Origin of the sequence: Tsukamurella ocularis (assembly GCF_965138335.1) — a bacterium.
In the GTDB taxonomy this organism is placed as follows: domain Bacteria; phylum Actinomycetota; class Actinomycetes; order Mycobacteriales; family Mycobacteriaceae; genus Tsukamurella; species Tsukamurella ocularis_A.
Genome location: NZ_CBCSDV010000009.1, coordinates 103,990 through 120,193, shown reverse-complemented (window position 1 = coordinate 120,193; position 16,204 = coordinate 103,990). Strand labels below are relative to the sequence as shown.

13 protein-coding genes and 4 pseudogenes are annotated in these 16,204 nt (G+C 71.8%); 3 read left to right on the top strand and 14 right to left on the bottom strand.

The window, feature by feature from the left end; translation table 11 throughout:
• Nucleotides 1-33: 33 nt before the first annotated feature.
• The 8 genes and pseudogenes from tpiA to rapZ all read right to left on the bottom strand — a co-directional run bounded on the left by tpiA (nt 34) and on the right by rapZ (nt 6,027).
• Nucleotides 34-816, bottom strand: a complete 783-nt coding sequence (gene tpiA / locus ACNAYW_RS10735; protein ID WP_415849678.1) for a triose-phosphate isomerase — start codon at nt 814-816, stop codon at nt 34-36.
• Nucleotides 813-2,051, bottom strand: coding sequence for a phosphoglycerate kinase (locus tag ACNAYW_RS10730; RefSeq protein ID WP_415849677.1), 1,239 nt, complete (start codon nt 2,049-2,051; stop codon nt 813-815). Before ACNAYW_RS10730 ends, tpiA begins: the two co-directional genes overlap by 4 nt.
• A pseudogene (locus ACNAYW_RS10725) lies at nt 2,051-2,679 on the bottom strand (type I glyceraldehyde-3-phosphate dehydrogenase); the annotation flags it as partial. The pseudogene ACNAYW_RS10725 and the gene ACNAYW_RS10730, both read right to left, overlap by 1 nt.
• Nucleotide 2,680: 1 nt before the next feature.
• Nucleotides 2,681-2,840, bottom strand: a pseudogene (locus ACNAYW_RS10720) (glyceraldehyde 3-phosphate dehydrogenase NAD-binding domain-containing protein); the annotation flags it as partial.
• Nucleotide 2,841: 1 nt separating this feature from the next.
• Nucleotides 2,842-3,031, bottom strand: a 190-nt coding sequence (locus tag ACNAYW_RS10715) for a glyceraldehyde 3-phosphate dehydrogenase NAD-binding domain-containing protein (RefSeq protein WP_415849676.1), incomplete at its 3' end; no start/stop codon positions are given.
• A 139-nt stretch (nt 3,032-3,170) separates the two neighbouring features.
• Nucleotides 3,171-4,148, bottom strand: coding sequence for a DNA-binding protein WhiA (gene whiA / locus ACNAYW_RS10710; RefSeq protein ID WP_175374920.1), 978 nt, complete (start codon nt 4,146-4,148; stop codon nt 3,171-3,173).
• 62 nt (nt 4,149-4,210) lie between these two features.
• On the bottom strand, nt 4,211-5,173 hold the full coding sequence (locus tag ACNAYW_RS10705) for a gluconeogenesis factor YvcK family protein (protein ID WP_415849675.1): 963 nt from the start codon (nt 5,171-5,173) through the stop codon (nt 4,211-4,213).
• Complete coding sequence (rapZ, locus tag ACNAYW_RS10700; protein ID WP_415849720.1) at nt 5,170-6,027, bottom strand: RNase adapter RapZ; 858 nt, start codon at nt 6,025-6,027, stop codon at nt 5,170-5,172. The genes ACNAYW_RS10705 and rapZ overlap by 4 nt, the downstream gene beginning before the upstream one ends.
• 185 nt (nt 6,028-6,212) lie before the next feature.
• Here rapZ and ACNAYW_RS10695 point away from each other — a divergent pair, with 185 nt between their 5' ends.
• The 3 genes from ACNAYW_RS10695 (at nt 6,213) to ACNAYW_RS10685 (ending at nt 9,385) form a co-directional block, all read left to right on the top strand.
• Nucleotides 6,213-6,686, top strand: coding sequence for a M15 family metallopeptidase (locus tag ACNAYW_RS10695; RefSeq protein WP_415849674.1), 474 nt, complete (start codon nt 6,213-6,215; stop codon nt 6,684-6,686).
• 73 nt (nt 6,687-6,759) lie between these two features.
• Entirely contained in the window at nt 6,760-8,733 is a 1,974-nt protein-coding gene (gene ggt / locus ACNAYW_RS10690) for a gamma-glutamyltransferase (protein WP_415849673.1), read from the top strand.
• Nucleotides 8,734-8,800: 67 nt separating this feature from the next.
• On the top strand, nt 8,801-9,385 hold the full coding sequence (locus ACNAYW_RS10685; protein WP_415849672.1) for a DUF6928 family protein: 585 nt from the start codon (nt 8,801-8,803) through the stop codon (nt 9,383-9,385).
• On the opposite strand, the gene ACNAYW_RS10680 is transcribed toward ACNAYW_RS10685, so the two are convergent.
• The 6 genes and pseudogenes from ACNAYW_RS10680 to uvrC all read right to left on the bottom strand — a co-directional run bounded on the left by ACNAYW_RS10680 (nt 9,376) and on the right by uvrC (nt 16,180).
• Nucleotides 9,376-10,437, bottom strand: coding sequence for an ABC transporter ATP-binding protein (locus ACNAYW_RS10680; protein ID WP_415849671.1), 1,062 nt, complete (start codon nt 10,435-10,437; stop codon nt 9,376-9,378). The two genes, ACNAYW_RS10685 and ACNAYW_RS10680, sit on opposite strands and share 10 nt — an antisense overlap.
• The coding region (locus tag ACNAYW_RS10675; RefSeq protein WP_415849670.1) for an ABC transporter permease at nt 10,434-11,931 on the bottom strand (1,498 nt) is incomplete at its 5' end. The genes ACNAYW_RS10675 and ACNAYW_RS10680, both read right to left, overlap by 4 nt.
• A 28-nt stretch (nt 11,932-11,959) precedes the next feature.
• A complete protein-coding gene (locus ACNAYW_RS10670) occupies nt 11,960-13,006 on the bottom strand; it encodes an iron ABC transporter substrate-binding protein (RefSeq protein ID WP_415849669.1) in 1,047 nt (348 codons plus the stop codon).
• A 106-nt stretch (nt 13,007-13,112) separates the two neighbouring features.
• Nucleotides 13,113-14,002: pseudogene (locus ACNAYW_RS10665) on the bottom strand (SLC13 family permease); the annotation flags it as partial.
• Between the two features lies 1 nt (nt 14,003).
• Nucleotides 14,004-14,162 (bottom strand): annotated as a pseudogene (locus ACNAYW_RS10660) (arsenic transporter); the annotation flags it as partial.
• Nucleotides 14,163-14,176: 14 nt separating this feature from the next.
• The gene (uvrC, locus tag ACNAYW_RS10655; protein ID WP_415849668.1) at nt 14,177-16,180 is read right to left on the bottom strand and encodes an excinuclease ABC subunit UvrC; all 2,004 of its coding nucleotides are present in this window, start codon (nt 16,178-16,180) and stop codon (nt 14,177-14,179) included.
• Between the last annotated feature and the right edge of the window lie 24 nt (nt 16,181-16,204).

Here is a 16,204-nt window from a genome sequence, read left to right as displayed (position 1 = left end):
CAGGGCGTGCGGCGCGTCGAGTGACGCCGTCGGCTACAGCGGCCCGCCGGCGGCGATGGCGCTGAGCGCGGCGAACTCGTCGGGCTTGAGCGACGCCCCGCCCACGAGACCGCCGTCCACGTCGGGCTGCGCGACGAGCTCGCCCACGTTCTTGCTGGACACCGAGCCGCCGTAGAGCACGCGGATCCCCGCGGCGACCTCGGCGCCGCCGAGCTCGGCGACGGCGGCGCGCACCGCGGCGCACACCTCCTGCGCGTCCTGCGGGGTCGCCACCTTGCCGGTGCCGATCGCCCACACGGGCTCGTAGGCGATGACGATCTTCGACAGCTCGTCGGCGGACAGGCCGGCGAGCGAGCCGCGCAGCTGGTCGACGCAATGCGCGACGTGACCGCCCTGCTCGCGCACCTCGAGGCCCTCGCCGATGCACACGATCGGGGTCAGGCCGTGCCGCAGCGCCGCCTTGGTCTTGGCGAGCACGATCTCGTCCGTCTCGCCGTGGATCGTGCGGCGCTCGCTGTGCCCGACGACCACGTAGGTGCAGCCGAGCTTGGCGAGGAAGGCGCCGGAGATGTCGCCGGTGTAGGCGCCGGAGTCGTGCGGCGAGAGGTCCTGCGCGCCGTAGGTGATCTTCAGGTCGTCACCATCGACGGCCGTCTGCACCGAGCGCAGGTCCGTGAACGGCGGCAGGACCGCGACGTCGACGTGGCCGAAGTACTTGTCCGGCAGCGCGAAGGCGAGCTTCTGGACCACCGCGATCGCCTCGAGGTGGTTGAGGTTCATCTTCCAGTTGCCGGCGATGAGCGGCTTGCGGCTCATGCGTCACCCCTTTCGAGCACCTTCAGCCCCGGGAGCTCCTTGCCCTCGAGGTACTCCAGCGAGGCACCGCCGCCGGTGGAGATGTGGCTGAAGCCGTCCTCGTCGAGGCCCAGCGTGCGCACGGCCGCGGCCGAGTCGCCGCCGCCCACCACGGTGAAGGCGCCGTTGCCGGTGGCCTTGATGACCGACTCGGCGACGGCCTTCGTGCCCGCCGCGAAGGCCGGGAACTCGAAGACGCCCATGGGTCCGTTCCAGAAGACCGTCTTGGCCTGGGTGAGCACGGCACCGAAGCGCTGCGCGGACTCCGGGCCGATGTCGAGGCCCATCCAACCGTCCTCGATCGCGTCGGCGGCGACGGTCTTCGCGGCCGCATCGGCGGCGAAGGCATCGGCGACCACGACGTCGACCGGCAGGTGCAGCACGTCGCCGAACTCCTCGAGCAGCTGCTTGCAGGTCTCGATCTGATCCTCCTGCAGCAGCGAGGTGCCCACGGAGAAGCCCTGCGCGGCGAGGAAGGTGAAGGCCATGCCGCCACCGATCACCAGGGTGTCGACCTTGGGCGCCAGCGCCCGGATGACGCCCAGTTTGTCGGAGACCTTCGAGCCGCCGAGCACCACGGCGTACGGCCGCGACGGGTTCTCGGTGAGCTGCGCGAGGACCCGCACCTCCGCGTCGACGAGGCCGCCGGCGTAGGCCGGGAGCAGCTTCGCGACGTCGAAGACGGAGGCCTGCTTGCGATGCACGACGCCGAAGCCGTCGGAGACGAAGGCGCCCTCGCCGGCGTGCGAGGAGACGTCGACGAGCTCGGCGAGGTCGCGGGCGAGCGCCTCGCGCTCGGCGTCGTCCTTGCTGGTCTCGCGCGGATCGAAGCGCACGTTCTCCAGGAGCAGCACGTCACCGTCGGTGAGTCCCTCGGCGCGCGCCAGGGCGTCCTGGCCCACGACGTCGCCCGCGAGCTGGACGTTGCGGCCCAGGCGCTCCGCCAGCTCCGCCGCGACGGGCGCGAGGGAGAACTTCGGGTCGGGTGCGCCCTTCGGGCGGCCGAGGTGCGCGGTGACGATCACCTTCGCGCCGGCCTCGGCGAGCGCCTTCAGCGTGGGCACCGAGGCGACGATGCGACCGGCGTCGGTGATCACGCCGGCATCGTCGAGCGGCACGTTCAGGTCGCTGCGGACCAGCACGGTGCGTCCTTCGACGCCCTCGGACAGCAGGTCGGAAAGAGTGGAAACGGTCATCAGAGCGATTTACCTACCAGATCAGTCACGTCGACGAGGCGGTTGCTGTAGCCCCATTCGTTGTCATACCAGGACACGACCTTAGCCTGATCGTCGATCACCTTGGTCAGACCCGCGTCGAAGAGCGAGCTGTGCGGGTCGGTGACGATGTCGGAGGAGACGATCGGGGCGTCGTAGTACTTGAGGATGCCCTGGAGCTTCCCCTCCGCAGCGGCCTTCATCGCGGCGTTGATCTCCTCGACCGTCGCCTTCTTCGCGAGCTGTACGGTGAGGTCCGTGACGGAACCGGTGGGGATCGGCACCCGCAGCGCGTAGCCGTCCAACTTGCCCTCCAGCTCGGGCAGCACGAGGCCGATGGCCTTCGCCGCACCGGTCGAGGTGGGCACCACGTTGATCGCGGCGGCCCGGGCGCGGCGCGGGTCCTTGTGCGGGCCGTCCTGCAGGTTCTGGTCCTGCGTGTACGCGTGGACGGTCGTCATCAGGCCCTTGACGATGCCGAACTCGTCGTTGACCACCTTCGCGAGCGGACCGAGGCAGTTCGTGGTGCACGAGGCGTTGGAGATGATGTGCTGGCTGCCGTCGTACTTGTCGTCGTTGACGCCCATCACCACGGTGAGGTCGGCGCCGGNGNCCAGGTGCCCCTGGGCCTTGTCGCGCGCCGTGAAGATGCCCGTCGACTCGACGACCACGTCGACGCCGAGATCGCCCCAGGGCAGCGCCGCCGGCCCCTCGCGGACCTCGAGGGCCTTGATGACCTGGTCGCCGACGCGGATGGAGTCGCCGTCGGCGNCCACGTCCGCATCGAGGCGACCGAGGATCGAGTCGAACTTGAGGAGATGGGCCAACATCGCGTTGTCGGTCAGGTCGTTGACCGCCACGATCTCGACGTCGGTGGTACCCAGTGCCTGCTGGGCGGCGACCGCCCGGAAGAAGTTGCGGCCGATCCGGCCGAATCCGTTGATGCCTACGCGAACCGTCACTGTAGTGCTCCTTCGGGTCAGGAATACCTGCCCGCCAACGGTAGCCCCGGAACACCCCGCCCGCTTGGTTATTACCAGTTCTGCGGTTGGCGCCGATCGTGCCCGTTCGCTCGACTTTCGCGCCGCGGTGGGGAGCCGGTCAGCCCTCGTCGAGCATGTCCGCGGTGACCGCGGATTCGGTGTCCGGCACGCCGTCGGTGGCCGCGCGCTTGTCCGCCATCGACAGCAGTCGACGGATCCGTCCGGCGACCGCGTCCTTGGTCATGGGCGGGTCGGCGAGCTGCCCGAGTTCCTCGAGGGAGGCCTGACGGTGCTGCACGCGCAGCGAGCCGGCCTGCGCCAGGTGATCGGGAACGTCGGAGCCCAGGATCTCGAGCGCCCGCTCGACGCGCGCGGCGGCCGCGACGGCGGCCCGGGCGGAGCGGCGGAGGTTGGCATCGTCGAAGTTCGCCAGACGGTTCGCGGTCGCGCGGACCTCGCGCCGCATGCGCCGCTCCTCCCAGACCAGGCGGGTGTCGTTGGCGCCCATGCGGGTGAGCAGCGCGCCGATGGCCTCGCCGTCGCGGACGACCACGCGGTCGGCGCCGCGCACCTCGCGCGCCTTCGCCGTCACGCCGAGGCGGCGGGCGCAGCCGACGAGGGCGAGCGCGACCTCCGGGCCCGGGCACGAGACCTCGAGCGCACTGGACCGGCCGGGCTCGGTGAGCGAGCCGTGCGCGAGGAAGGCGCCGCGCCATGCGGCCTCGGCGTCGTGCACCGAGCCACCGACGATCTGCGAGGGCAGGCCGACGACCGGCCGGCCGCGCATGTCGAGCAGGCCCGTCTGCCGGGCGAGCGCCTCGCCGTCCTTGACCACGCGGACGATGTACCGGGCCGCCTTGCGCAGGCCGCCCGCGCTGAGCACGTGCACGTCCGAGTTGTAGCCGTACAGGTCGAGGATCTCCTTGCGGAGCCTGCGCGCGGTGATCCCCGTGTCCACCTCGGCCTCGACGATCACCCGGCCGCCCTGGATGTGCAGGCCGCCCGCGAAGCGCAGCAGCGAGGCGACCTCGGCGCGGCGCGCGCTGACCTGGGTGATGGAGAGCCGGCTCAGCTCGTCCTTGACCTGGGATGTCAGCGCCACAGCGGGCTCCTCCTGGGAAAACGTCGACTACATTCGGATGGAAAGGAAAAGGTTGCCTATTCGCGGTCCGAGAGTTCACTGTAGGCCACTTTCGCGATCGCGGCTGCCAGTGCCTCGGGGTCGTGCTGGTGGGTCCCGGGCACGCCGACGTCCACGAAGTGGGGCGTCGCACCCAGGAGCGCGGTGGCGCGGATGAGGTGCTCGCGCTCGGTCCCCGGCGGCACCGTCCGGGCGTCGACGAGCACGTCGTCGAAGCGCAGACCGTCGGCGTGGGCGGCGAGCACGTGCAGGTGCCGCTCGGGCGAATAGCCCCCGGTCTCCTCGGGCTCGGGAGCCAGGTTGAGGATCAGCACCCGCCGGGCGGTCGTGCGTCGCAGCGCGTCCAGCTGCTCGGGCACGAGCACGTGCGGGATGACGGAGCTGAACCACGATCCGGGGCCGAGCGTGACCACGTCGGCGGCCATGATGGCCTCCACGGCATCGACGCACGCCTCCGGGTGCGGGGGCAGCAACCGGACCCGGCGCACCTGCCCCGGCGTCACGGCCACGGCGACCTGCCCGCGGATGACGCGCGACAGACGCGGGTCGTCCTCGAGCCCGGTCACGTCGGCCTCGATCCGCAACGGCCCCGGCACCATCGGCACGACGCGGCCCTGGACGCCGAACCGGTCGGCGATCGCGTCGAGGGCGTCGACGGGGTCGCCGAGCACTTCGCAGAGCCCGGCCAGGAGCAGGTTCCCGACGGGATGCCCTGCCATGGCCCCGCCGCCGCCGAAGCGGTGCTGCAGGATCCCCGCCCAGAACTCGCCGCGGTCGTCGTCCGGCATGAGCGCCGCCAGCGCCATCCGCAGGTCGCCGGGCGGGATGATGCCGAGCTCGCTCCGCAACCGGCCCGAGGACCCGCCGTCGTCGGCGACGGTGACGATCGCGGTGATCTCCGCGCCGAGGGCGCGGCCCGCGCGCAGGGTCGCGAACAGTCCGTGGCCCCCGCCGAGGGAGGCGAGCTTCAGCGCCGTCATTCGAGCCCCAGGTCCCGGTGCGCGGCACGGACTTCGATGCCCGGCCGGCCGGCGAGCCGGCGGACCAGCTCCTCGGTCATGGCGACGCTGCGGTGCTTGCCACCGGTACAGCCGATGCCCACGGTGAGGTAGGTCTTGCCCTCGCGCCGGTACCCCGCGAGCAACGGGTCCAGCAGCTCCGCATAGGTGTCGAGGAAGTCGGAGGCGCCGGGCTGCCCCAGCACGTACCCGGAGACCTCGTCGGTGAGGCCGTTGAGCGGGCGCAGCTCGGGTACCCAGAACGGGTTGGGGAGGAAGCGCACGTCGACCACCATGTCGGCGTCCAGGAGGATGCCGTTCTTGAAGCCGAAGGACTCGACTGTCACGGTGATCGTCCCGGACCGGAGCGTGCGGAAGGAGCTCTCGATCGTCTCGCGCAGGCGGGCGACCGAGAGGGCGGAGGTGTCGAGCACCAGGTCCGCGGTGGACCGGATGGGCTGCAGGATGCGGCGCTCCGCGGCGATGCCCTCGGCGAGCGTGCCGCTGCCCTGCAGCGGGTGCTTGCGGCGCACCTGCTCGAACCGGCGGATCAGGGTCTCGTCCGAGGCGTCGAGGAACAGGACGCGCGGCTCGATGTCCTTCTCGGCCAACTCCCGTCGGATGTTCGCGAAGTCTCCGGTGAAGGTGCGGCTGCGCACGTCGGTCACGATGCACAGGCGGTGGATCCGCGACTCGTCGGCCAGCGAGATGTCCACCATGTTGCTGATCAGGGCGGGAGGCAGGTTGTCGGCGACGTACCAGCCGAGATCCTCGAGCACCTTGGCGGCCGTGCCGCGGCCGGCGCCGGACAGGCCCGTCACCAGGAGCACGTCCATGGGGCCGTCACTGCGGTGTTCGCCGACGGTCCGCTCCTCGGCTCGGTCGTCCGGATTCCCGGTCGGGCGCACGGACCCTCCTCCTGGCTCGTCGGTACCGTTTCAGCCTAGCCATCGCGCGCGGTTCGCGCGGTGGTCTCGCTGGGCCGTGCACCGGGGAACGCCGACCGCCTAGAGTCGTCACGGTGTCCGTTCACCGCACCGCCGCCCTGACCGCCGTCGTCCTCGCCACGGCGGCGTCCGCGCTGGTGGCTCCGGCGGCGTCGGCGGAGTCGGTGCCCGGCACCGCGGGCCTCGATCCCACCCTCGCGGAGGCCTACTCGGCGGCGTACCGGGCGGCCGCGGCGAACGGCACGGTAATCAGCATCACCTCCGGCAAGCGCTCCTGGGACCAGCAGCAGTGGCTCTGGTCGGACGGCCTCGCCCGGTACGGCTCGCCCGCGGCGGCCCGGCGCTGGGTGCTCCCGCCCGCCGAGTCGACCCACGTCAGCGGCGAGGCGATCGACGTCGGGCCGTGGCAGGGCGCGACGTGGCTGCAGGCGAACGGGAATCGATGGGGCCTGTGCCGCACCTTCGACAACGAGTGGTGGCACTTCGAGCTCGTCGCATCTCCGGGCGGGGTCTGCCCGCCGACGGTGCCCGACGCCTCGTACCGCTGACCTGGCGCGAACCCTTCGCGCGGCTCACGGGCCGGTGTTAGGTTTCGATGATCCGATTCTCGTGGAGGACGTCATGCTCCGTCTCAGGTCGGCGGCCGCGGCCGCATTCGTCATTCCCCTCGCGCTCACCGCGTGCGGCACCTCGGGATCGGACGGCGGGCCGTCCGGCGGACCGTCGTCGGTGACGATCGCGGCGGGCGGGTGCGACGCGACCAGCCCGACCGGGACCATGTACCGGCCGTCGGCCGCCGCCGACCCCAGCGGCCCGAAGGACATCAGCACCAATCCGGAGGGGGCGTCCGGCTACCGGTCCGGGCTTCCCGTGACGCACACCAAGGACTACGGCGTCGCCACCGCCAATCCGCTCGCCACGAAGGCGGCGTGCGAGGTGCTCGAGCAGGGCGGCAGCGCGGCCGACGCGCTCGTCGCCGCGCAGACGGTGCTCGGCCTCGTCGAGCCGCAGTCCTCCGGTATCGCCGGCGGTGCCTTCCTGCTCTACTACGACGCGAAGTCGAAGAAGGTGCAGGCGTACGACGGTCGCGAGACGGCGCCCGCGAGCGCCGACGAGAACTACCTGCGGTGGGTCTCCCCCACGGATCAGACGGCCCCCAAGCCCGACGCCCGCTCGTCGGGGCGGGCGATCGGCGTGCCCGGCGCACTCCGCCTCCTCGAGGCCGTTCACGGCGAGCACGGCAGCAAGACCTGGCGCGAGCTCTTCGACCCCGCGGTGAAGATCGCCGACGACGGCTTCGAGATCAGCCCGCGCCTGGCCGGTGCCATCGCCGACGAGGCGAAGAACTTCGAAAGCGACGCGGATCTCAAGGCGTACTTCCTCGAGCCCGACGGTGCGCCGAAGAAGGCGGGCGTCAAGCTGACCAACCCCGCCTACGCGAAGACCCTGGGCGCCATCGCCTCCGAGGGCGCCAAGGCCTTCTACACCGGCCCGATCGCCGAGGCGATCGTCGCGTCCGTGCGGGACACCACCGGCGGCCGCACCGCGGGCACGATGACCGTGCAGGATCTCGCACAGTACGCAGTGAAGACACGCGAGGCCGTGTGCACGCCGTACCGCGATCGCGAGCTGTGCGGGATGCCGGCGCCCTCGTCCGGCGGTATCACCGTCGCGCAGGCGCTGGGCATCCTGAACTCCTTCGATCTGTCGAAGCTCGGGCCCGACGCTGTGCACGGAGGCGATCCCGGCCCCGACGGGGGCGTCCCGACCGCGGAGGCCATCCATCTGATCTCCGAGGCGGAGCGCCTCGCCTACGCGGACCGGGACAAGTACATCGCCGACCCCGACTTCATCCCGCTGCCCGGCGGTTCCCCGGCCGCGCTGGTGGACCCCGCGTACCTGGAGGGCCGCGCGAAGCTGATCGACCGGACCAAGACCATGGGGACCGCGAAGCCCGGCGAGTTCGCCACCGCCACACCGGGCGTGACGACGACGCCCGAGCACGGCACCAGTCACATCACGGTGCTCGACAAGGCGGGCAACGTCGCGTCGATGACCACCACGATCGAGTCGGCCTTCGGTTCGTACCACATGGTGGACGGCTTCCTGCTGAACAACCAGCTCACCGACTTCTCCGCGGAGCCGGCCGATTCCGCCGGCCTACCGGTGGCGAACCGGGTGCAGCCGAACAAGCGGCCGCGCAGCTCGATGTCGCCGACGATCCTCTTCGGCCGCGGCGCCGACGGCGCCCGGGGCGACGCGATCGGCGCGCTGGGGTCCCCCGGCGGCGCGGTCATCATCCAGTACGTGATCAAGACGATCATCGGCCTGACCGACTGGAAGCTGAACCCGCAGCAGGCCGTCGGCCTCGCCAACTTCGGCGCGGCGAACTCGGCGAAGACCAACGTGGACAGCGCCCATCCGACGCTGAACACGGAGGAGGGCCGCAAGGTCGTCGAGCAACTGCGCGCGCTCGGACACACGCTCAACCTGGCACCGCAGGTGTCGGGGCTGTCGGCGATCGTCAAGCAGGGTGACGTCTACGCCGGCGGCGTCGATCCGCGGCGCGAGGGGGTCGTGCTCGGCGGCAGCTGATCCGCACCGGGAACCGTGCTGGTCCGCGCCAAGCCGCGGGCAGGGCCGCACCCGTAGCGTCGGCGCCATGGGAATGAAGTGCAATTTCATCGTGGCGTCCACGTCCGATCCGGCGGCGCGGCTGCGGGATCTGCCGCCGCTCGACGTCGCGGCGTCGGACGCGCTGGCGACGGAGATCCTCGGCAAGCGTTCGTGGGGACGGCGACGTCGCTCGCACCGCACGGGCGACCTCGTCAGCGACGTCTACTCACGAGACGGGGAGGTCGCGATCGGAGTGTACGGCGACCTGATCATCGCCGCGTACGACGACGTGTCGATCGAGTGGACCATGGAGGCGGTCCCCGACTGGGGCTACCCGATTCTGAAGGATCACGACGTTGATGCGTTCGTGCTGCACTCGGTCGTATCCATGGGGGTCTTCGCGTTCTGGCGCAACGACGAGACGGTACGCGTGTTCGGCGGCGCCGACCGCGAGCTCTTCATCGACGAGGGGACGCCACTACCGTTCGAGCGCGGGTTCGATGCCGAGGAGGACAGCTACGGGTCGATCACCGAGCGCGCCCTCTTCGATCGTCTCGGCTTCTCCTACGAGGGGCCGCGGTGGACCGACTCCTTCGATCCGAGGTCAGTCGCGCTCCTCGTCTACCGCTGAGCGGCGGGCGATCCGAGGATCACGGCCTCCCCCACCACCTGCAGCCGCACGTCCTCGCCCGGCGCGGGCAGCTCGGTGCTGGGATGCCGGATCTCGATGCTCGTCCCGCCGGCGAGACGCAGGCCGACGGTGGCGTCCGGGCCGAAGAACTCGACCCGGACGACGGTGGCGGGCACGCCCTCCCCCGCGATCCGGATCTGCTCGGGGCGCAGCAACAGCGGCACCGGGCCGGACGCGGCGGCACCGTCGGCCCCGGCGACGGGGATCCGCCCCAGCACCGTCTCGGCGGCGGCACCGTCGCGCGCACCGTCGAGAACGACGACGTCGCCGAGGAAGCGGGCGACCGATTCGGACGCCGGCCGCGCGTAGACCCCCGCCGGCGGGCCGACCTGCTCCAGCACACCGCCGCGCAGCACCGCCACCTGATCGGCGAACGACAGGGCCTCCGCCTGGTCGTGGGTCACGAGCACGGTGGTGATGTCCGCAGCGCCGAGGACCTCGGCGACGGCGGCGCGGGTCGCGACGCGCAGGCCCGCGTCCAGGGCCGAGAAGGACTCGTCCAGGAGCATGATCCGCGGGCTGCCGGCGAGCGCCCGCGCGAGCGCGACACGCTGCTGCTGGCCGCCGGAGAGCTCGTGCGGATAGCGCTGCGCCAGCGTCGGATCCAGCGACACCGTCTCCAGCAGCGCCGCGACCCGTCCGGCCGCGGCGCGACGGCGCACCGGCAGCGAGGGCCCCATCCCGAAGGCGATGTTGCGGGCGACCGAGAGGTGCGGGAAGAGCGCGCCGTCCTGCGCCACGTAGCCGACGCCGCGGCGGTGTGCGGCCACCCACGCGGCACCGGAGGCGAGCTCGTCGCCCCCGAGGTGGACGGAGCCGGCGTCCGGGCGTGCGAACCCCGCGACGAGCCGCAGCAGGGTGGTCTTGCCCGATCCGGACGGCCCGACGACGGCGGTGATCGAGCCGGCGGGCACCGTCAGATCGACGTCCCGCAGGACGGTGTCGGTGCCGTAGCGCTTGGTGAGCCCGCGCAGGACCAGTTCGGTGCTCATGCGGCTCCTCTCGTCCGGGTGGTACGTCCGGCGGCCCGCCGGGACTGGCGGAACAGCAGGTAGGTGGTCGGCAGCGAGAGCAGCACCATCGCGAGCGCGTAGGGCGCCGCGCCTGCGTAGTCGATCTCGCTGCTCTTGGCCCAGAACTCCGTCGCGAGGGTGCGGGTTCCGTTGGGCGCGAGGATGAGCGTGGCGGTCAGCTCGTTCGTGACCGCGAGGAAGACGAGCGCCGCGCCGGCGGCCGAGGCCGGCGCGGTGAGCCGGAGGGTGATGCGCGCGAACGCGACCGGGGGCGGCGCCCCGAGCGCGCGGGCCGCCTCCTCCAGCGAGATCGGCGCCTGCGCCAGCCCGGCCCGCAGGCCCACCGCGGCCCGGGGCAGGAACAGCAGCACGTACGCGAGGACGAGCACCGTCGCGCTCTGATACAGGTCGGGCAGCGCGCGGATCGAGACGGTCACCAGCGCCAGGCCGATCACGATTCCCGGCATCGCGCTGCTCACGTAGGTCGACGCCTCGAGCGTCCGGGTGACCCCGGTCGGCCGGCGCACGGCGAGGTAGGCGAGCGGGAAGGCGGCGGCGACGGTGAGCACGGAGGTCACCGCGCCGTAGCCGAGCGACGTGCCGAGCGCCTCGAGCAGATCGGCGGGCACCGTCTGCGCGGCGCCGCGGACGGTCCACCGCACGACGAACCACAACGGGAGCCCGAGCGCCGCGCCCCCGAGCGCCAGGAGGGCGAGCTGCGCCCCGGCCTGGTAGCGGCCCAACGGGATCCGCTCCGGCGCGGCGACGGCACCCGAGCCGACGCGCGCGTACCGGGCACGGCCCCGGGCGGCCACCTCGGCGACGAGCAGCAGCAGGCACAGCAGCGCCAACACCCCGGCGAGCATCGACCCGGCGGCGCCGTTGAAGGTCGACTGGTACTGCACCATGATCGCGGTGGTGAAGGTGTCGAACCGGATCATCGCGAACGCCCCGTACTCGGCCAGCAGGTGCAGCGCCACCAGCACGGCGCCGCCGAGCGCGGCGAGCCGGAGCTGCGGGAGCACGACGCGGACGAAGACGGCCCAGCGGCCGAGACCGAGCGCGGCCGCGGACTCCTCCAGCGCGGGATCGAGGCGGCTCAGTGCCGCCGCGACCGGGATGTAGACGAGGGGGTAGTAGAACAGCACGGCGATGAGCACGCCCGACCACAGGCCGCCGAGCGACGGGATCGCGGAGACCCAGCCGTAGCTGCCGACGAACGCGGGGATCGCCAGCGGCGCGGCCAGGAGCAGCGACCACGCGCGGCGGCCCCACAGCTCGGTCCGCTCGACCAGCCAGGCGCCGCCGACGCCGACGATCACGCTCAGCGGCACCGCGATCACCGTGAGCAGCACGGTGTTGATGAGGAGCTCGGCGACGCGGGGCCGGAAGACGAGGCGGACGGACTCCGCCCAGCCGGTGTCGACCGTCGTGTAGACGACGAAGCCCAGCGGCACCGCCGCGACCGCCGCGNTGNCNGCGNCCGCGAGGGTGAGCAGCCTCAGAGCAGGCCCGCCTCGGTCATCAGGGTCACGACCTGCGGACCGTTGAGCTTGGCCGGGTCGACGGTCGGCGCCTGCAGGTCCGCCATCGGAACGAGCTTCGGGTTGGCCGGAACGTCGGAGGCCACCGGGTACTCGAAGGACGTGCCCTTCTCGAGCACCTCCTGGCCCGCCTTCGAGGTGATGAACTTCAGGAGCTGCTGCGCCTGCGCCTGCTTCTTCGACGACTTCAGCACGCCGCCGCCGGAGATCGAGACGAAGGCGCCCGGGTCCTGGTTCTTGAAGTAGTGGGTGCCCACGTTGCCGGAGTTCTCGCCGGTCTTGGCCTGGTCACCGTAGAAGTAGTAGTGGTAGATCAGCGCGGTGTCGACCTCGCCGGCGTTGACGGCCTTCATCGCGGCGCCGTTGCCCTTGTACGCCTTGGCGCCCGCCTTCATCGCCGTGAGCCAGTCCTTCGTGGCCTGCTCGCCCTTGAGCTGCAGGTAGGCGGAGACGATGGCCTGGAAGTCCGCGCCCGACGGCGAGGCGCTCCACCGGTCCTTCCACTCCGGCGCGGCGAGGTCCGCCATCGACTTCGGCAGCTGCTCGGGCGTCACCTTGCGCTTGTCGTAGACCAGCACCGTGGAGCGCGCGGCGATGCCCGTCCACTTGCCGGTGGACGGCTTGAGGCCGTTCCCCACCTGCGCGAGGGTCGCGGGATCGACGTCGGCGAACAGGCCCTTGTTCTCCACCTGGGTCATCGCGGGCGAGTTCTCGGTGAGGAAGACGTCGGCGGGCGAGCGATCGCCCTCGGCGATGATCTGCTGCGCCAGTTCGGAATCCTTGCCCTGCCGGATCGTGACCTTGATGCCGGTCTCCGCCGTGAACTTCTCCACCCACTCCTTGGCGAGGGTGTCGTGCTGGGCGTTGTAGAGCGTCAGGTCGCCGCCCGCGGAGCCCGGGCTCGACGGTGCCGCACCGTCGTCGCTCGACCCGCAGGCCGTGATCGTGAGGGAGGCCACCGCCACCAGTGCGGCGGCCAGGGTGGAGCGCTTGCGCAACGACATCGTCGAATCCTTTTCTTGAGCAACGAAATCACTCACGACGGGCGAGAGTAAGGCGACGCTACACTAAGCCCGCCACCTCCGCGGACGAGCAGACATACCTGACGCGTCAGAGAACCAGAACCGCGACGATCGTCGCGGGCACCGCGAGCAGCAGGCCGTGGGCGGCGAACCGCCGGGCGGAGATCCGCACGCCCACGCGGGCGCAGCGCTCCCGCCAGAGCAGCGTCGCCAGCGAGGCCCACAGGGTGACGATCGGGGCCACGCCGACGCCGACGAGCAAGGCCATGAGACGCATCGGCTCGCCGACGGCGACGGGTTCGAGGGCCAGGTACGCGGGCAGGTTGTTCACGCCGTTCGCGGCGAGCGCCCCCGCGCCCGCGACCCGCAGCAGGTCCGACGGTGCCGTCCCCTCCCCTGCGACCTCGCGCAGGACGCCCTCGAGCCCGACCGCGAGCAGCACCTGCACCCCGGCGAAGACCGCCGCCAGGATCAGCACCATCCGCCACGGCACGACGATCTCGCGGAGCCGCTGCGGCGCGCGGACGACGACCGCGCCGACGAGGACGAGCGCGGCCACCGTGGACGCCGCGGCGGGCGGCACCCCGAGGGCGAAGGCCGGCCCGAGTGCGAGGCAGACGACCGCCGCCACGCCGAACAGGACCCGGTCGGCGGGCGCCTCGAACTCGGGGACCGGGTACCGGCCGCGCAGGTCGTGGCGGTGCAGCAGCCACAGCACGGCGACGGTCACCGCGATCGCGGCGATCGCGGGGCGCCACGAGAGCGCGAGGTACGCCCGCACGCCGCCCTCGAGGTGGTAGACCGCGAGCAGGTTGGTGAGGTTCGAGACCGGAAGCAGCAGCGAGGCGGTGTTGGCGAGCCAGACCGTGGTCATCGCGAAGGGCACCGGCGCCAGCCCGAGTCGCGCCGCCGCGGCCAGCACGACGGGCGTCAGCAGCACCGCCGTCGTGTCGAGGCTGAGCACGATCGTCGCCGCGCNCGCGGCGGCGACCACGCACAGCCACATCAGCGGGACGCGGCCCCGGCCGAGGCGGGCGGCGAGCACGCCGAGCGCGTCGAAGACGCCCGCCAGCTGCGCGATCTCGGCGACCACGGTGATCGCCAGCAGGAAGACGAGGACGGGCGCGACCTGCGCCACCACGTCGGCCGCGTTCACGCGCCGTCGGTACGCAGGCCGTCGAGCACCGTTCTGGCGGTGGTGAGCCCGATCCCGGGCACCTCCACGATCTCCTCGAGGCTGGCCTCGCGGAGTTTGGTGACCGAGCCGAAGTGCTGGAGCAGCGCGGTCTTGCGGGTGTCGCCGAGACCCGGGATCGCGTCGAGCGCGCTCGCGGTCATCCGCTTCGACCGCTTGCTGCGGTGGAACGAGATCGCGAACCGGTGCGCCTCGTCGCGCACGCGCTGGAGCAGGAACAGCGCGTCCGAGCTGCGCGGCAGGATCACCGGGTCCTCATCGCCCGGCACCCACACCTCCTCGAGCCGCTTGGCGAGGCCGACCACGGCCACGTCGGTCACGCCCAGCTCGTCGAGGACCTCCTGCGCGGCGGCGGCCTGCGGCGCGCCACCGTCGACCACGAAGAGGTTGGGCGGGTACGCGAACCGCCGCGGACGCCCCGTCTGCGGGTCGAGCGCCGCCTCCGGGGCGAGGTCTCCCCCGTTGTCGTCGGGAACCTCGCTGCCGTCGGCGCTCTCCGCCGCCTCGGCCTGGCGGGCGTCGGCGCGGTGGCGCAGGAAGCGGCGACGAGTGACCTCGGCGATCGAGGCGACGTCGTCACTGTGGCCGTCGCCCGCGGCCTCCTTGATCCCGTAGTGCCGGTAGTCGGACTTCTTCGCCAAGCCGTCCTCGAAGACCACGAGCGAGGCCACCACGTCGGAGCCCTGGATGTGACTGATGTCGACGCACTCGATGCGCAGCGGCGCCTCGTCGAGGTCCAGCGCGTCCTGCAGCCCCTGCAGCGCCGCCGAGCGCGCCGTGAGATCGCCGGAGCGCTTGAGCTTGTGCTGGTGCAGCGCCTCGACGGCGTTGCGCTCCACCGTCTCCATGAGCGTGCGCTTGTCGCCGCGCTGCGGGATGCGCAGCGAGACCCGTGCGCCGCGCAGCCCGGTGAGCCAGTCCTGCAGCTCGTCCGCGTCGTCCGGCAGCACCGGGACGAGGACCTCGCGCGGCACGGGGTTGGCGGCACTGTCGCCCGACTGTTTGGCGCGCTCGACCTCTTCGCCGTAGAACTGCGTGACGAACTGTTCCAGCAGCTCGGCGTTCTCGTTCTGCTCCGCGTCGCCCGGCTTCTCGACCACCCAGCCGCGCTGGCCGCGGACGCGCCCGCCGCGGACGTGGAAGATCTGCACCGCCGCCTCGAGCTCGTCGGCGGAGAAGGCGATGACGTCGGCGTCGGTGCCGTCGCCGAGCACCACGGCCTGCTTCTCGACGGCCTTGCGCAGCGCCGCGACGTCGTCGCGCAGGCGTGCCGCGCGCTCGAAGTCGAGGTCCTCGCTGGCGCCGAGCATGTCGTTCTCGAGCTGCTTGATGAGATTGTCGGTCTTGCCGGCGAGGAAATCGCAGAAGTCCTCGACGATCTGCCGGTGCTCCGCCGCGGTCACCCGGCCGACACAGGGCGCGGAACACTTGTCGATGTACCCGAGCAGGCACGGGCGGCCCATCTGGTTGTGCCGTTTGAAGACCCCCGCGGAGCAGGTGCGGGCGGGGAAGACGCGTAGCAGCAGGTCGAGCGTCTCGCGGATGGCCCAGGCGTGGCTGTAGGGGCCGAAGTAGCGCACGCCCTTGCGGCGGGGCCCGCGGTAGACGTACAGCCGCGGGTACTCCTCATTGAGCGTGACCGCCAGCATCGGGTAGGTCTTGTCGTCCCGGTAGCGGACGTTGAACTGCGGATCGAACTCCTTGATCCAATTGTACTCGAGCTGCAGCGCCTCGACCTCGGTGCCGACCACGGTCCACTCGACGGACGCCGCGGTGGTGACCATCTGGTACGTGCGCGGATGCAGTCCGTGGACATCGGCGAAGTACGAGTTGAGGCGGCTGCGCAGGGACTTCGCCTTGCCCACGTAGATGACGCGGCCGTGCTTGTCCCGGAACTTGTACACGCCGGGCTGCGTGGGGATGGTGCCCGGTGCGGGACGGTAACTCTGCGGATCGGCCACCCGTCCAGATTAGGACGGGTGGCC

Coding starts and splice junctions, on each gene's coding strand:
- ACNAYW_RS10705 (WP_415849675.1), bottom strand. CDS start 5,173: ATGACGGCGCTGAAGCTCGCCTCCCTCGGCGGGGGCCACGGACTGTTC.
- ACNAYW_RS10670 (WP_415849669.1), bottom strand. CDS start 13,006: ATGTCGTTGCGCAAGCGCTCCACCCTGGCCGCCGCACTGGTGGCGGTG.
- ACNAYW_RS10685 (WP_415849672.1), top strand. CDS start 8,801: ATGGGAATGAAGTGCAATTTCATCGTGGCGTCCACGTCCGATCCGGCG.
- tpiA (WP_415849678.1), bottom strand. CDS start 816: ATGAGCCGCAAGCCGCTCATCGCCGGCAACTGGAAGATGAACCTCAAC.
- ggt (WP_415849673.1), top strand. CDS start 6,760: ATGCTCCGTCTCAGGTCGGCGGCCGCGGCCGCATTCGTCATTCCCCTC.
- rapZ (WP_415849720.1), bottom strand. CDS start 6,027: ATGGACGTGCTCCTGGTGACGGGCCTGTCCGGCGCCGGCCGCGGCACG.
- ACNAYW_RS10680 (WP_415849671.1), bottom strand. CDS start 10,437: ATGAGCACCGAACTGGTCCTGCGCGGGCTCACCAAGCGCTACGGCACC.
- ACNAYW_RS10730 (WP_415849677.1), bottom strand. CDS start 2,051: ATGACCGTTTCCACTCTTTCCGACCTGCTGTCCGAGGGCGTCGAAGGA.